General features: G+C 63.6%; 10 protein-coding genes and 1 tRNA gene. 3 read left to right on the forward strand and 8 right to left on the reverse strand.

All coding sequences use genetic code 11. The annotated features are described in order from the left end of the window. Position 1: 1 nt before the first annotated feature. The 6 genes from K323_RS0117240 to K323_RS0117265 all read right to left on the reverse strand — a co-directional run bounded on the left by K323_RS0117240 (position 2) and on the right by K323_RS0117265 (position 11,341). Entirely contained in the window at positions 2-5,305 is a 5,304-nt protein-coding gene (locus K323_RS0117240; protein WP_022886514.1) for an Ig-like domain-containing protein, read from the reverse strand. Positions 5,306-5,476: 171 nt separating this feature from the next. Next, a complete protein-coding gene (locus tag K323_RS0117245; RefSeq protein ID WP_022886515.1) occupies positions 5,477-6,205 on the reverse strand; it encodes an FHA domain-containing protein in 729 nt (242 codons plus the stop codon). After that, on the reverse strand, positions 6,202-7,893 hold the full coding sequence (locus K323_RS0117250) for a serine/threonine-protein kinase (protein WP_022886516.1): 1,692 nt from the start codon (positions 7,891-7,893) through the stop codon (positions 6,202-6,204). Before K323_RS0117250 ends, K323_RS0117245 begins: the two co-directional genes overlap by 4 nt. Continuing rightward, the gene (locus K323_RS0117255; protein WP_022886517.1) at positions 7,893-9,326 is read right to left on the reverse strand and encodes an FHA domain-containing protein; all 1,434 of its coding nucleotides are present in this window, start codon (positions 9,324-9,326) and stop codon (positions 7,893-7,895) included. Before K323_RS0117255 ends, K323_RS0117250 begins: the two co-directional genes overlap by 1 nt. Before the next feature lie 11 nt (positions 9,327-9,337). Beyond that, the gene (locus K323_RS0117260; protein ID WP_157509485.1) at positions 9,338-10,207 is read right to left on the reverse strand and encodes a PP2C family protein-serine/threonine phosphatase; all 870 of its coding nucleotides are present in this window, start codon (positions 10,205-10,207) and stop codon (positions 9,338-9,340) included. 108 nt (positions 10,208-10,315) lie between these two features. Then, entirely contained in the window at positions 10,316-11,341 is a 1,026-nt protein-coding gene (locus tag K323_RS0117265) for a TerC family protein (protein ID WP_022886519.1), read from the reverse strand. Positions 11,342-11,744: 403 nt separating this feature from the next. Between K323_RS0117265 and tdh the strand changes: the two genes are divergently transcribed. Both tdh and K323_RS0117275 read left to right on the forward strand, forming a co-directional pair. Beyond that, entirely contained in the window at positions 11,745-12,806 is a 1,062-nt protein-coding gene (gene tdh / locus K323_RS0117270; protein WP_022886520.1) for an L-threonine 3-dehydrogenase, read from the forward strand. Between the two features lie 8 nt (positions 12,807-12,814). After that, a complete protein-coding gene (locus K323_RS0117275) occupies positions 12,815-14,002 on the forward strand; it encodes a glycine C-acetyltransferase (protein ID WP_022886521.1) in 1,188 nt (395 codons plus the stop codon). Positions 14,003-14,041: 39 nt separating this feature from the next. Here K323_RS0117275 and K323_RS0117280 read toward each other — a convergent pair. Both K323_RS0117280 and K323_RS0117285 read right to left on the reverse strand, forming a co-directional pair. Then, positions 14,042-14,117 (reverse strand) — tRNA-Glu (locus tag K323_RS0117280). Positions 14,118-14,190: 73 nt separating this feature from the next. Beyond that, positions 14,191-15,093 (reverse strand): diacylglycerol/lipid kinase family protein, encoded by a 903-nt coding sequence (locus tag K323_RS0117285; protein ID WP_022886522.1) that lies wholly within the window; start codon positions 15,091-15,093, stop codon positions 14,191-14,193. Positions 15,094-15,182: 89 nt separating this feature from the next. Between K323_RS0117285 and K323_RS0117290 the strand changes: the two genes are divergently transcribed. Next, entirely contained in the window at positions 15,183-15,821 is a 639-nt protein-coding gene (locus K323_RS0117290) for an MBL fold metallo-hydrolase (RefSeq protein ID WP_022886523.1), read from the forward strand. Positions 15,822-15,826 lie beyond the last annotated feature (5 nt).

Consider the following 15,826-nt stretch of genomic DNA (forward strand, 5'->3'; position numbering starts at 1 on the left):
GCTAACCCCAGTCGCCGGAAACCTTGCTGTAGAAATCGTCCGGTCCCTGGAACCTGACCCTGACCTCGTCATGTTCACCGACCGTGCCGAGCATGCTGTATGTCTGGGCGCTGCCGTTCTTGCCCAGATTCATGCCCTGCGCGCTCAGCGACGACCAGCCGCTGGCACCAGCGTCGCGGAACTGCACCGTGACTGTGTAGTCGCCGCCCTTGAGGTACGAGTAGTCGAACGCCACGCGGAAGCAGCCACTATCACAGCCGCTGGTGCTGTCTGGAGCCCCTCGCTTCGGCGTTGCAGATGGTGACGGTGGCGGCGGGTCGTTCACCTGCACCGTGTTCGACGTCGCGCCAAGGCCAGTCCCGCCTCCGCCGTCGTTGACGGCGACAACATCAAAGTTGTAAGTTCCGGCACCGCGGTTATTGATTGATGCCTTACGACTATTGGTGTCGTTCCATTGGCCACCGTTCAACCGCCACCGATAGTGCACGGAGCCACCACCGGTCTGGTCTGGTGCACCCCAGCTCATCGAAAGGTCAGCCGGCGCATCACCAGAGGAGCTGATCTTCGGATTGTTCGGAGCAGTCGGCTTGCCGTACGGCGTCACGGAGTTGCTGGGGCCGGATTGCTCTCCGGTATCGATCGCATTCACCGCCGCAACCGTGGCCGTGAACGCCTCACCGTTGGTGGCGGGCAATACACACTTCGTTCCGGCCGTGCAGCCGTTCTCTGTGCCGCCAGGATACTTGACGACGTAACCGGTGATCGGCGAGTTGTTGTTGGCGGGAGCCTTGAAGGTGATCGTGACCTGACCATCCCCTGCCGTGGCCGAAGGCGGTGCCGGCTTATCGGGCTTATCGCGGATGACGAGCCGAATACGTCCTTGTGTCTCCCGAGCTGGATCCTTGGTGCCGTCCTGGATTCGGTACACGGCAGTCAACGTGCCGGTCGCACCCGGCCCAGTGCGGATCGTCACACCGCTCGCCGTGAAACTGGCCGATGCCGTTCCGCCCGACACATCCTGTTCGATGCTCGCCGCGATGACCTTGAGCGGAATCCCGTCGGCCGCGAACGGATTGTAGTCATTGTCGAGCACCGGAATCTCGACCGTCTCAGCGGGATGCGTCTCGATGCCCTTGCCGTTCGGACCACTGTCGTCGACCGCCTGCGGCTTCGCCCTGGTCGACGACACAACGGTGACGTTCACAGAGCCGGGAACCGTGAACTCCTTGTAGGTGACGTTGAACTTCAGAGCCACCTTCGTTCCAGGCTGCACTCCGAGCGGCGCCGAGATACTGAGGTCTGCTCCACCGAGGTCTGCCTTCACGTCGGCCGTCTGGCCGCTCAGCGAGCCATAGCTCAGCTGCTCGAGGATTGCCGGGTTCGGATGGGCACTTGACGTGCGCAGATTCACCACCAGCGGGTCTTCACCGGCTTCAATCGTGACGTTCGGCGGCGTGAATGTGGGCGGTTCGTCTTCGAAGTTCGGGTCGCCGACGGTGACCGGAATCGTCAAGGTCGCTTTCCTGCCCTTCTCATCGGAGGCCGACGTGCCGTCGGTGACGACGAAGGTAACGGATGCCGGCCCGCGATAGTCCGGTGCCGCGTTGAAGTTCAGGGTCTCAGGGTCGATCATCGGCGAGGAGCCGTTGCTGTTGGTCGCAGAGGCCGACAGGATGATCGCCGGCTTGCCAGAGGGGACCTCGACGATGTCGGCCAGGTTCCAGGTGATCGAACCATTCTTCTTCACGATCTGCTCTGGGAGCGGCTTCAGGAAGGGCGGCGGGAATTCCTCTTCCTTCTCCTTGTCCTTGGAGTCCGGCTTGGCAGGCACGATGATGAACGCTGTGGCACTCAACTCGTCGATCTCGTTGGTGAGCCGGTAGGCGATCGCCTGCCGTTCATCCGTCGGCGTCACCTTGACCTTGCCCTTTTGACGGATGTCGCCCGACGCGGCATTCGGTCCCTCGAGACTGATCTTCAGCTCGTCGACACGCCCGCTGGGGTTCTCCGCCCCGTCCAGGACATCGACGGTGACACTGTCTTTGTCGAGCACGTCTTCGGGCTCGATGTAATGGTCCTTGGCTGACGGGTACAGCGGTTTGGCGTCTTCGGTCACCTTGACCTGAACGAAGGCAGTGTCTGCGCCACCGTGGCCGTTGGTGATCTCGTATCTCAGCGTGTACGTGCCCTCGACCTCCGGTGCCTCGATCACGACACGGCTGGCTTCGACCTCAGCGGATATGCCCTCGTCGACCTCTGGCAGCTTCTTCGACAACTCGAGCCGGTAGCCGTTGGGATCAGAGTCGTTCAAGACCACAGGGATGGAACCGGTTCGCCCTGGCTTGATCTCGATCGAGTCGTCTACCGCATTCGGCGGCAGCAGAACCTCCGGACGCGGAATCACACCGATCCTGACGGTTCCGGTCGCGGTCTTGCCGAGAGCATCCTGCACTTCGTATTCGAAGGAGTCGGTTCCTGCCGTGCCCGGATAGGCCTCGTAGGTGAAGAAGTCGCTGCCCTGGTCGACGATCCGCCCCATGCCTGGCGGGGTCGTGACGTCTTTGAGAAAGACCGAGTCGCCGTCTGGGTCGATTCCATCAAGGGGCACCTGCACCTTGATCGTCGAGTCGGCGAAGGTACGGGTGGTCAGCGGTAGCGGCGTCGGCGCCTTGTTGTTCTCGTCATCCGGCCCGACGACGGTGAAGTGGGTGAGCGCCGTCGCCGTCTCCAGGAAGGGATCGGTGATCTTGTACGCGACGCTGTACGAGCCCGGCTCCTCCGGAGCCTGGAAACGCACCCGATTGCCGGTGACGAACGCGAGGCTCTCTCCGGCGCTGGCCGTGTCGACCAGGTCGGGGAGCACCGTCATCGTGGCGGAGTCCGGGTGGTAGTCGTTGTCGAGCACAGAGACGCTGACGATGTCACCGGCCCTGACGTTCACAGAGTCGTCGACCGCGACCGGAGGCTGGTGCTTGATCAGCGGAGGGACAGGCACGACGGTAATGCCCGCCGTCGACGTCTCGCGGCCGTCGCTGATTGTGTAGGTGAACTGCACCTGCTCGGTGAGTGCAGCAGACGCGGTCACCCGCAGCACGGTGTTCGTGAGGACCTCGACCGAGACCAGGTCACCTGTTGTCATCGTGTCGACAGACTGCACGGCCAGGATCCGGCCGCTCGGAGACACATCGTTGTCGAGCACGGGCACGGAAAGCGGTTCTCCGGCGCGGAGGTAGGCGATGTCCTTTACCGCGATCGGCGCCACTTCCTCCGGCGGTTCCTCCTTGACGTCAACCCGGATGAGGCCGATGCTCGAGGTCGCCCCGGCACCGAGACTGTAGGTGAAGACATAGCTGCCAGGGGCAGGTGCAGACACGGCGACGGTTCCGCGCTCGAGGTTCGGAACGGCGGTGACGTCGTCCGGTACCTCATTGACGCCGATGAGGGTGAGCGGCGCACCAGACGGCGTCACGTCGTTGGCGAGCGGTTCGACCAGCACGGTCTCCCCCACGAAGGTCGAGGCGAAGTCGGGGGTGCCGACCGGATTGAGCGTGCCGGGCGCCTGTACATCCACGGTGAGAACACCGGTGGCCGTCATCGTTCCGTCGGAGACGACGAACTGAACCTCTTTCGGCCCGAGCTCCGCGGTCTTGCTTTCGAAGGTGACGAAGCCCTCAGGGCCGAAGCGAACGCTGTCGCCGGTCGTCGGCGACGCCGATACCAGGTAGATGTCGTCGCCGTCAGGGTCGATCCAGTCGGTCAGCACGTTGTAGCTGACGAGCTGGCCCTGCTCGACGGTCATCGCGCCGGCCCGGTGCGAGACGGGTGCCTCGTTCTGTCCCTCGGGATGCAGTGTGAGGTTCACATTCGCCTCAGCGACCGCCCCGCGCCCGTCTGCGACGGTGTAACGGAAGTTCACGGTGCCCGCGAGACCAGGATCGGGGGTGAACTGGAGGGCACGCCCGCCGTCGATGTAGTCGAGCTTGCCCTTGGCGTCGGTGAACCCGTTGACGTTGACGACGGTCAACACATCGCCGTCAGGGTCTGTGTCGTTGTCGAGCACCGGCAACACTGTCGTCTTGCCTGCCCGAACTCCGTAATCGTCGTCATGGGCCAGTGGAGCCCGGTTCTGCGGCGTGCGCTCAGCCAGGGTGTCTTCGAAGGACTGCTGGGAGGCCTTCTCGTCCCCCTCCTCCGAGTCTTCCTCCTCTGGCGGTGTGACTTCGTCCCAGTTGTCGACGAGCCGCATATTGGCATCGACCAGCCAGACGTTGCCGTTCGACAGGTTGTTCAGGGCGATGATGTTTCGGTTGACCCGGAACTCCAGGGTGGATCTCTGGGTCACCTGTTCGATGTCTTCCGTACGCGGCTTCTTGTCTGTGCACGCGGCGAGGTACTTCTGCGCGCCGGCCCAGGCGCCGTGCGCGCATCCGTTCAGCCAGACCGGTGATGAGACGTCTTTCGGGTCGGTCAGTGGGTTGGCGATATCTGCGCCTATCTTCGTCGGTTCACCGCCACCAAGCGGAACCTGAAGGAGGGTATCACCGGTCGCAACAAGCGCGAAGTCGTTCTCGGCCCCGGTCTGCTGCAATTTGAGACCACCGGGCACGTCGATCGTTGCACCGCCACCAACAATGAGCTTCTCCGACTCAGTGTCGAGGATGACTGCTTCGTCACCGACGGCGGCGAGCTGATGATCGCCGAGGGAGGGGAGGCCGCTCTCGCTGGGCTTGCTGTCGATTGAATCGAGGGTCAGCAGCTTCTTCTTCGACGGCGATGTGCCGAACACCCGGCCGTCTTCCGACACTGCGACGTGGGCTCCCTTGCCGAGCTTCATCGTCGGGTCCGTCGACTCCGGGTTGAAGTTGAGGTCGCTGGCGGCGTTGATCAGCCAGACCTCGCCTGAACTCGGCGCGAGCACGGCGATGGTGTCGCCGCCGTAGGCGAGTTCAGCGCCCGGTGGCAGGTCGACTCGCTGACCGAGCGTCGTGAACGCCGGGTCAACCCGGTCGAGGGTGCCGATGCTTTCGTCGTACATGAAGACGTCGTCGCCGTCTTGCAGAACGTCAAAGGTGTTCGAAGACGCATTCACGGCGCCGTTGAGTTCCTCGATCTGACGGTTGAGCCTGCCGGCGAGCAATTCCTTGCCATTGGTCACCCAGACGTCGCGCGCTGTGAGATCAACGTCGGTGACGGGAAAGCCCTGATGCAGCACGGCGAAGGTGAGCGGGACCCCGGCGAGAACAGCGATGGCGGCAACGGATGCCGTGGTCTTGCGAACGCGCAACCACGAGCTGAGTTTTCCCACCCCTGTTTCCCCCCTCAGTCAGACTCGGATTCTCCCCTCGTGAAGGGGACATGGCGCCACGCCGGGTAACACGCTAACACGACACCGTGACACGCCCGAATGGGGACGACTGCCCATCCGCTGTCAGTCGGTTGCGGAGGCCGCTTCCATTTCTGCTGGCTACTCCGCTGACTACTCCGCTGACTTCTCTGCTTCCTTCTCAGCCGCCTTTTGGGCGGCAACGTCGATCAGCGCCAGATCGTCGATGCTCACCAGGTGCGTCGCAATCGCATACTCAACAAGTCGCGCGCGGCGATTTGTCGCCAGTTTGCCTTTCCCGCCCCTGAGGCCGGCGACGCCGATTTTGTCGAGCTTGTCGCAGACATTGTCGAGTTTGCGGTTGAAGGTGGTCATGCTCCAGCCCAGCCTGGCCGCTGCTTCAGCCGACGTGGGAATGACACCGCGACCGGGTACAGCCTGGGTCAGCACATTCTCGGCCAGCGCGACGATCAGTGAGCGCTGGCTGGTGGTGAGCGTCACAGGAAGCATGGTGGTTGTACCGCTGTTGTTCGACGCGGAGACCGACGTGTTGAAGTAATCGTCTCCAGCGTGGATGGTGAAGTCGTAGGTCGTCGAACCGGCGCTGAACATGACGTGCATCGTCTGGAAGACGATCGGCAGCTTTGCGCCGGGGGCGAGCCAGGCCTGCACGGTTCCGGTGGAGTCGGAGACGGTCGCCGAGAGCAGGTTGCCCACGTTGGCCAGCCACCACATCCCGAAATCCCCGTACAACCGCAGAAAGGTGCGGTGCAGGTATGGGTTGTCATCGATCGTGAGGTCTGATTCCCTGCCGACACCAAAATCGGAGCCGGGCTCGACCGTGTACCACTCCCCACAGAACTCGACTTTCAGCGTCTTCACTGGTTGCACATCCTCTCGGCTTCCGAAAGCTTGCCGTCTGACCGTTGCAGGTACGCGTCGATGCAGATCTTCGATCCGGGGGCGATCGGCTCGACCACAATCTCGCCGGTCTTGCTCAGCTTGGGCTGATTCGGGGCGTCGGTGCGCGCCCACCGGTAGATGTCGCCCTCAGCGGGATCCGGGTTGCCGAGGGTGAAAGTGACGGCGGTGCCGTCGACGGATGTCGCAACGTTCTCCTGCGTCGGCGCTGGGACACCGGTACCGGCGTTCGCGTCGCCGCCGGGGTCGGCGGCGACGGGCGAGCGCGTCGGCCCAAGCTCCCCGCCTCCAACGCCGGAAAGACTCACGGCCGTCACCACGATGCCCACGACGACAACCGCTGCCACCACCACGCTGATGACGAGTCCGCGCCGCGCCGGAGACGTCGGCTCTGCATTGGGGGCGCCGTCCGCTGCGTTCGGCGCGCGGGGTCGCTTCACCGTCTGGCCGCGCGCGCCGCGCAACACCGTTCCGTCTTCGATGGCGGCATCCTGGCCTGAACGCTGGTCGCTTGCCCGCGCTGGCGACTGCGCGTCGATGACGGAGGGCGCCCGCAGTTGTGTCTTGTCGTCCTCTTTCGGCCGGCTGGCGGCATCCGGAGCCTGTTCAACCGGGCGCACGGGAGCGGGCGCCTGCGCTGCGATGGTCTGCACGCTCCGAACCCTGGTCTCGTCGTCACCAGCCGGTGCGTCCGGCTTCTCCTGTCGAGACAGGTGCAGGCTCGGTACCTCGATACCGGTCGCGGAGTAACCGAGTTCGAGTTCGACCCGCTGGAGGGCCCTGGCGAAGTCGAGCGCGTTGTCGTAGCGATCAGAACGGCGGGTGGCCATTCCCTTCTGCAGCACCAGGGTGAGCGACCTCGGCACATCGTCACGACCGATGGGGGTGATCGCACCCCGTTCGATGCGTCCGATCAGGTCGAGGGTTCCGTTGGAGCGCCCCCGGATCTCGAACGGCGTCTGGCCGGCCAGCAGCGTGTGGATGGTGGCGGCAAGGGAGAAGACGTCACTGCGAACGTCAGGGGCCGGATCGTCTTCGAACATCTCTGCCGGCGACCACGGAACGCTCATGCCGACCGACTGGCTTTCGCTCGTGCCGGTGACATCCGGCCCGCCCCTGCCCTTCGGCACGCCGGTGGTGGTGTGCACCGGCAGGTCGTCTTCCAGCGTCGACGAGATTCCGAAGTCGGTCAGCGCCGGCCAGCCGAAGTCGTTGGTGAGAACGTTAGCGGGTTTGATATCACGGTGAAGAATTCCGGCACCGTGCGCGGTGGCGATAGCGCCGGCGAGACGGATGCCGGTGCGGAGCGCGTCTTCGACACCGAACGGTTCACGCTTGTAGCGTTCGGCGAGGCTCGCCCCGGAGGCGTACTCCATCACGAAGTACGGTCGACCGTCACCGGCGACATCTGCGTGGTAGATCGTGACGATGTATGGGTGTGTTGACAGCTGGGCCATCAGGTTCGCCTCAGCGACGAACGCCGACCTGGTGGACTGGTTCAACTGCTCGGTGAGCAGCACCTTGACAGCGACCATCCGGCGTGGGAGCCGCTGTTCATAAAGGAAGACGTCAGAGAACCCACCGGACCCGAGGGTCCTGACATAGGTGTACCCCGGGAGTTCAGGGGGCATTGACGTGGTGCGGCGCATCAGTCCTCGCGCACCGTCAGCGAGATTCCGCTGCCCAGGTCGACGACGGTTCCGACAATGACGGATGTCGGTTCGCCCTGCCTCAGCTTCTGCGGCGGTTTGCCAGGAAGCACGATCAGGGTGCCGTTCCGCGAGTGCAGGTCGGTGACGACAACGGTGTCACCCTCGACCTGGAACTGCACGTGGTTGCGGGAGATGTCCTGGTCTGCGCCACCGAGGCTCACCAGGCGCGGCACCTGGCCACCTGAGACCTTGGTGACGCTCGGTGAACGTCCCACCAGTATCGGCTGTGTCAGGGGCTCCCGTGCACCACTCGGAAGAAGCAGGTACATCGTCGGCGCGGCCGCAGGAGGAGCAAGAGCCTCTGCCTCCGACGACCGTCCAGGGGTGCTACCTGGCCGATGCTTCCGGGAATTTCGCAGCTTCTGGATGTCCCCGCTCATGACCGTCATCCCGTCATGGTCACCGCTGCCGGAATCTGCCGGCAATTCTTGAGCCGGCGGAGTCGGTGTCGGTGTCGGCGCAGCTGGCTTCGATGCCGTCGGCGAAGTGGGTGGAGCGGCGGCGGCGCTCGGAACGCCTGGCGTCGCCGGCACCGGACCCGACGCGGTGATAAAGGCGGGGAGGTCGATGCGGGGCCCGCCAACCGCGGCATCTTTCTGCTTCGACCCGGCAGCAGGCTTCGGGCGACGATCCGTTCCCCGCACAACCGTCGAACCGAATTCCGGCTCCACTGAGTCGCCCTGCTCATCCGTTTCGCCTGGCTCATCGGGTTCGAGGTTCACGATCGTCTCTTCGCCGACGGGAGCAGGAGTCTCACGAACGGGAGCGGTGGGTGGAGCCGTTTTCGCCGGCATGCCGGTGCCGGTGCCGGTGCCGGTGCCGGAAGCATCCTGTGGAAGCGGCGCTGTCGCATCCGTCTTCCCAGTCTTGACCTGCGCTTTCTTGACCGTTGCTGTCTTGCTCGTTGCCGTCTCAACTGTGGCTGACGAGACCTGCGCGGCACGCACTGCCCCCTCGCCGAGCGGCAGGGAAGAGCTCTTCGCCGCCACCGAACCTGTGCTCGCTTCGAACCCGGTCACGTGGCCGAAGGTCTGCTCCACCCAGGTGGAAATCGTGCGTCCGGTGACCGATTCCGGCCCATTCGTCGTCTCCAGCTGCACGGAGACGTCGCCACGCACGATCGCGCGCAGCGTCGCAGGAGTGTCTGCTGCGAGCTCGCCGTCCCAGGTCAGCAGCGCAAACGGCGGCGCGCTGAAGAGGCCTCCTGAGGTCAATTCGTCGAGCACGGCCTGAGCGCTGTTTTCGCTGCAGAGGGCGTTCCACAGGCGGCTGGCTGAGTCCGGCGCATCCGGTCGCTTCACCAGCAGCAGGCGCGCAGGTACTGCCAGCGCCAACCACTCCCCCGACTCATCGTGTTGATACGAGAGCATTTCGTCCCACCTCAGCTTCTCGGCTTCGTTTCTTCGAGATGCTCGTGCACCCCTCCCGCACGGTCGTGCGTGTTTCCGGAGTCCTCCGGTGACGAGCCCAATGCGGACTCGACGAACACGACCGTGACATTATCGCGCCCGCCCCGCGCAATCGCCGCATCGACGAGTACGTCCGCGATACCGGTGCCGTCCTCATCGGTTGCCCCATCGTGAGCGGCGAGCAGCCGCGCGATCTCTGCCGTGTCGATTTCCTTGGTCAGTCCGTCGGAGCAGATCAGGAAGGAATGGCGCCCAGTCGCGGGCAGCAGCCAGACGTCTGAATCCACGAACTCGTCCGCGCCGATCGCCCGAGTGATCACGTTGCGCTCCGGGTGCTGTTCGGCGTCCCGCAGGGTGATCAGACCGGCATCGACCATCTCCTGTACTGCAGAATGATCGACGCTGAGCTGCACCAGTGTTCTGCCGTCCCAGGTGTACACGCGAGAGTCACCGATATTGAAGGCCATCCAGTGGAAGCCGATGTCGTCGCCGGCGTCGACGAACGCGATGCCGGCGAGAGTGGTTCCGGAGACGGCAGTGCCGTAATCCTCCGCTGAGCTGAGGTCGCGAACAGCATCGTTGGAGGAGTGGATCGCATCGAGGATTCGTTCAGGCGTGGATGGCACACCCTGCTCGATGTGTTCGTCGAAGACCCGGATGACCGTCTGGCTTGCGGCATCACCGCGAGCGTGACCGCCCATCCCGTCTGCCACCAGGAACACCGGCGCCTGGGCAAGGAAGCTGTCTTCGTTGACTTTGCGCACCGATCCGACGTCGCTTCGGGCACTGAAGACGAATCGAGCAGTCGAAGCAGGCAACGCGATCTCGCTCTCGCCGTTCACCGCCACCTGCACTCTGCTGTCAGACCACGCCCACAGCGTGATAGTCGTTGCACTTATCGCCCGGTTCGCGGGCCACACCCCGCTCGGGCGTATTGGTGTATAACCGTATCAATTCTCGCCGGCCGGCTGCGCGATCTCCTCTGCGAGGCTGTGCCCGCGTTTCCGGGCATCGCGGCTGGCCTTGATCAGGCTGGCGATCGTCGCAACGGCCATGGAAGCGACGATGACCCCGAGCGAGGTCCACGTGTCGATCTCCGGAGCCCAGTCGAAACCCTCACCGTTGTTGATGAAGAACACCTCATTGGTGTGCAGGGCATGGAGCACGAGTTTCACGCCGATGAAGGCGAGGATGAATGCGATCCCGTACTTCAGGTACTCCAGGCGCTCCAGCAGTCCGCCGAGCAGGAAGTACAGCTGACGCAGGCCCATCAGGGCGAACACGTTGGCCGTGAAGACGATGAACGGGCTGGTGGTGATTCCGAAGATCGCCGGAATCGAGTCGAGAGCGAAGATCAGGTCGGTCGAACCGATGGCAATGAAGACGATCAGCATTGGGGTGAAGACCTTGTTGCCGTCGATGACAGTGCGCAGTTTCGATCCGTCGAACTCCGAGGAGATCCTCATGTGTCTGCGCAAGTAGCGGATCAGGCCGTTTTCGGTATTCTCCTCGTTCTCGTCGTGCATCGCCTGACGAACGGCGGTGACGAGCAGGAATGCTCCGAAGATGTAGAAGATCCAGCTGAAGTTCTCGATCAGCTGGGCGCCGAGAAGAATGAAGATCCCGCGCAGCACCAGCGCGATGATGATGCCCACCATCAGCACTTCCTGCTGGTACTTCCTCGGCACGGAGAACCTCGACATGATGATGACGAACACGAAGAGGTTGTCGATGCTGAGGCTGTATTCGGTGAGCCAGCCGGCCAGGAACTGCCCGGCATGCTCACCGTCGGCCAGCAGGAGCATGAGCAGGGCGAAGATCAGTGCCAGGCTGACATAGAAGACCACCCAGAGGGTTGCCTCCCTGATGGAGGGCACATGTGGCCGCTTGAAGACGATGAGCAGGTCGGCGACCAGGATGACGGTCAAAATGACCAGTGAGCCGATTTCAAACCAGATCGGTAGTTCGAGTTCCACAGGGACCTTTCAATGACGGGATGCTGCGCGCAGCACTGAACCCGAAAGTCTCTCCCGCGCCGTTTCCGAAGCCACCGTGCCCGGGACCAGCGGCTCTGGCGGTCCGTATTGACGATCACGGCATAGGACCGCAATTCGGCCCAGAGGGATACTCCCCTTCACCGTCAAGTCTATGGGTTCGCGCGAGGACAAACTTTCGGTTCTCTCGCTCACGTCACAATCAGGGAACGCCCTCAGGGGAGGCTTTACAATCGAGATCGCGCGACCGTCTCACTCAGACGGCCGCACTCAGACGGCCGCACACACAGCCGCACACACACAGCCGCACCCAGGCCGCCGCTGCCACGCGGCATCCGTCACCGAAGAACCACCAGTTCATCGTCGAACGAAAGGCAACCACCCCGTGCTCGCATTGTTCAAACCAACCGGTGCCCCCGGTCTCGAACTGGCCGAACGGCCCGACCCCGTCGTCGGGGACGGCGACGTGAAGATTCGAGTTCTCCGCACAGGTATCTGCGGCACCGACCTGCACATCGAGGCGTGGGACGCCTGGGCGTCAGACACGATCGCTCCCCCGATCATTCCCGGTCACGAGTTTTACGGTGAGGTGGTGGAGGTCGGGTCGCAGGTCTGCGACGTGCAGGTGGGCGCCCGGGTCTCCGGCGAGGGACACATCGTGTGCGGAAACTGCCGCAACTGCCGCGCAGGGCGCCGGCAGATGTGTATCCGCACGCAGGGGCTCGGCGTCAACCGCGATGGCGCATTCGCCGAGTACGTCGTCATTCCAGAGTCGAACGTGTGGGTTCACCAGGAACCCATCGACCCAGACCTCGGGGCAATTTTCGACCCATTCGGCAACGCCGTGCACACCGCACTCAGCTTCCCGCTGGTCGGCGAAGACGTGCTGATCACGGGAGCTGGGCCGATCGGGCTCATGGCAGCGGCGGTAGCCAGGCACGTCGGCGCACGTTTTGTCGTAGTGACGGATGTCTCAGAGCCGCGGCTCGCCCTCGCCAGGAGCATGGGGGCAGACCTCACCATCAATGTCACAGAATCACGGATCGCAGACGCCCAGGGAAGCCTCGGAATGCGAGAGGGGTTCGATGTCGGGTTTGAGATGAGCGGGCATCCGAGCGCCCTCCCCGAGATGATCACCAACCTGAACCACGGTGGCAGGGTCGCGATGCTCGGGCTGCCGACAACCTCGATCGACGTCGACTGGGCGAAGGTGGTGACGCACATGCTCACGATCAAGGGCATCTATGGGCGTGAGATGTACGAGACGTGGGTGGCGATGAGCGCCATGCTGCACACCAGCACGTGGCTCAGCGACGCCATCGGCTCAGTCATCACCGACCGTTTCCCGGCCGACCGCTGGCAAGAGGGCTTTGACGCCGCTCGTGCCGGAACAGGCGGCAAGGTCGTTCTCGACTGGAGCACCATTTCTGATTCACGAGAAAGCTAAGGAGAACCATGTACGGCACCATGAAGGCCCGGTTGCAAAAGAGCCTCGACGAAATCAGGGCAGACGGCCTCTACAAAGACGAACGTGCACTCGCATCGGCGCAGTCGTCGCACGTGAAGGCAGGGGGCAATGAGGTCCTGAATTTCTGCGCGAACAATTACCTCGGCCTCGCGAACCACCCCGGAATCATCTCGGCCGCCCAGCGCGCAATGGACGAATGGGGGTTCGGACTCGCCAGTGTGCGTTTCATCTGCGGGACCCAGGAACTGCACCTGGATATCGAGCGAGCGGTGTCGGAATTCCTTGGAACCGAGGGCACGATCCTGTTCTCGTCGTGCTTCGATGCGAACGGCGCCGTTTTCGAGTCACTGCTCGGCGCAGAAGACGCGGTCATCTCCGACGAGCTCAACCACGCGTCGATCATCGACGGCATCCGGCTCAGCAAAGCAGCGCGCTTTCGCTACCGCAACCGGGACATGGCCGACCTCGAAGCGAAGCTGATTGACGCATCAGGAGCCAGGCAGCGGCTTATTGTCACCGACGGCGTGTTTTCGATGGACGGATACTTCGCGCCGCTGGCGGAGATCTGCGACCTGGCGGAGCGTTATGACGCGCTGGTCATGGTCGACGATTCCCACGCCGTCGGCTTCATCGGCGAGCACGGACGCGGAACCCCGGAGCGCGCCGGAGTCGAATCTCGCGTGGATTTTGTCACGGGAACATTCGGAAAGGCCCTTGGCGGGGCATCCGGTGGCTACGTCAGCGGCCACGCCGAGATCGTCGAGTTACTGAGGCAGCGTGCCAGGCCATACCTTTTCTCCAACTCCGTTGCGCCGGCGGTCGTGGCAGGCACGCTGGCCGCACTCGACCTGGTGCACACGAGTGGTGAACTGAGAGTGCGACTGCAGGAGAATTCCGCCCTGTTCCGCCGACGGATGACCGAAGAGGGCTTCGATCTCCTGGAGGGCGAGCACCCCATTGTTCCGGTGATGTTCGGTGACGCTGTGCTGGCAGGACGGGTCGCCGACCGGATGCTCACGGAGGGCGTCTACGTCAGCGCATTCAGCTACCCGGTGGTGCCGAAGGGGAAGGCGCGCATCCGCGTTCAGCTCTCGGCGGCGCACAGTGCAGACGACGTCGAGGCGTGCGTGCGTGCGTTTGTCGCCTCTCGCGACGCCGTGCAGACGGCGACTTAACCCTGAATGCCCCCGGAAATCCGGGGGCATTCAACTGTGTGGTGACCCCAGCGGGATTCGAACCCGCGTTACCGCCGTGAGAGGGCGATGTCCTAGGCCGCTAAACGATGGGGCCGTTTGCAACTTGAAAAGTATGCCACACGTACGAGTGCCCGGCCAAACTGGCGTCGGCGTGAAACCCCACAAGGTCAGACCCGCACGAGCAATGCTCCGGGGACAACGTCGATTTCGACCGGGAGAGTGCCGATGCGCTCTCCATCCGCATACGCGACGATGCCTTCTGCCTCGATGCGCACGCTCCGACAGCGGGAGAGTTCAACCTGCTTCAGTTGTATATGCGTTCCGGAGAATACTTTGGGGAAGACCCGGAGGAATGCGAGCCTGGACATCGGCGTCACGATGAAGAGATCGAGGAAGCCATCGTCGATGAGCGCGGTCGGTGCGATGCGCATGCCACCGCCGATCGACACGTTGTTGGCCACAGACACCAGGAGGGCGCGCACTCGGCGTTCGACTCCGTCAACGGTGATGCGGTAGTCGATCGGCGACAGCGTGGCGAGCTCGCGCAGGATCGCCCACGTGTAGCGGCTTCGACCGCGTGGAAAGGTCATGCGGTTCGCCCGCTCGTTCACGATCGCGTCGAACCCCGCTGACAAAGCCCCCGCGTACCAGGTGTGCTGTCCCCCCTGCCGCACTCGCGCTGCGTCGATCGCGCGGGGCGGCCGTGAAAGCGACTCGAGCAGAAACGCAACGGACGTTTCCGTGTCCTCGGCTGGAATTCCGAGGCCCAGGGCGAGATCGTTCCCTGTGCCGCAGGCCACGACGGCCATCGGCACTCCTGTTCCAGCCACCACATTGGTGCCCAGGCTGACCATGCCGTCGCCTCCGACGACAACCAGCAGGTCGACGCCGCGCTCGAACGCAGCCTGGGTCTCCCTGCGAAGCAGCTCGATGTTGGCTTCGGTCAGCGAGACGACGTCGTGGCCGGCGGAACGAAGCGCTTCAGTCACTCGGGGACCGACATCCCGTCGCTTCCCGAATGACGCCTCCGGATTGATCGCGACAGCGATCCGGAGTGAGGTCGTGGCCATAGTGGTGAGTATGGCGGTATTCACGAATAGGCAGAGCGAAGCATGGTCTGCGTGTTGCGTGGTGCATCGATTCGGTGTTGGCTCAAGTCATGAAACTGACGAAGCTCGAGCACGCGGCCCTCATCCTCGAATCCTCGGGCGACAAGCTCTTCATCGACCCTGGCTCGTTCACCACCGCCCTGACCGACACGGCGGGCGCGGTGGGAGTCGTCATCACGCATGAACACGCAGATCACTGGACACCGGAACAGCTCGACCGGATCGTCGAGATGAATCCCGGTGTGCCGATTTTCGCGCCTGCCGGAGTTGCGGCGGCGGCATCCGGTTACGACGTGACCGTCGTCGCGGCTGGCGATGCCGCGACAGCCGGGTCGTTCAGACTGCGATTCTTCGGCGGGAAGCACGCCCAGATTCACGCGTCCCTGCCGATCGTCGACAATATCGGAGTGCTCGTCAACGACGAGCTGTTCTACGGCGGCGACTCTTTGCGGGTTCCAGAGGGCCTGGCGGTTGACACCCTGGCGGTGCCGGCAGGGGCGCCGTGGCTGAAGATCGGCGAGGTGATGGACTTTGTGCTCGCCGTGAAGCCCCGTCGAACGTTCCCTACACACGAGATGGTGTTGTCGATGGCGGGCAAGAAGCTGTCGAACACGCGGATCCAATGGGCGACGGAACAGAATGGCGGCGAGTTCTTCCCGCTGGAGCCGAACGACACGCTCGACCTCTGACCCCC

The sequence above is a fragment of the Glaciibacter superstes DSM 21135 genome, assembly GCF_000421145.1.
Lineage (GTDB): Bacteria > Actinomycetota > Actinomycetes > Actinomycetales > Microbacteriaceae > Cryobacterium > Cryobacterium superstes.

Coding starts and splice junctions, on each gene's coding strand:
- K323_RS0117275 (WP_022886521.1), top strand. CDS start 12,815: ATGTACGGCACCATGAAGGCCCGGTTGCAAAAGAGCCTCGACGAAATC.
- K323_RS0117290 (WP_022886523.1), top strand. CDS start 15,183: ATGAAACTGACGAAGCTCGAGCACGCGGCCCTCATCCTCGAATCCTCG.
- K323_RS0117250 (WP_022886516.1), bottom strand. CDS start 7,893: ATGCGCCGCACCACGTCAATGCCCCCTGAACTCCCGGGGTACACCTAT.
- K323_RS0117255 (WP_022886517.1), bottom strand. CDS start 9,326: ATGCTCTCGTATCAACACGATGAGTCGGGGGAGTGGTTGGCGCTGGCA.
- K323_RS0117285 (WP_022886522.1), bottom strand. CDS start 15,093: ATGGCCACGACCTCACTCCGGATCGCTGTCGCGATCAATCCGGAGGCG.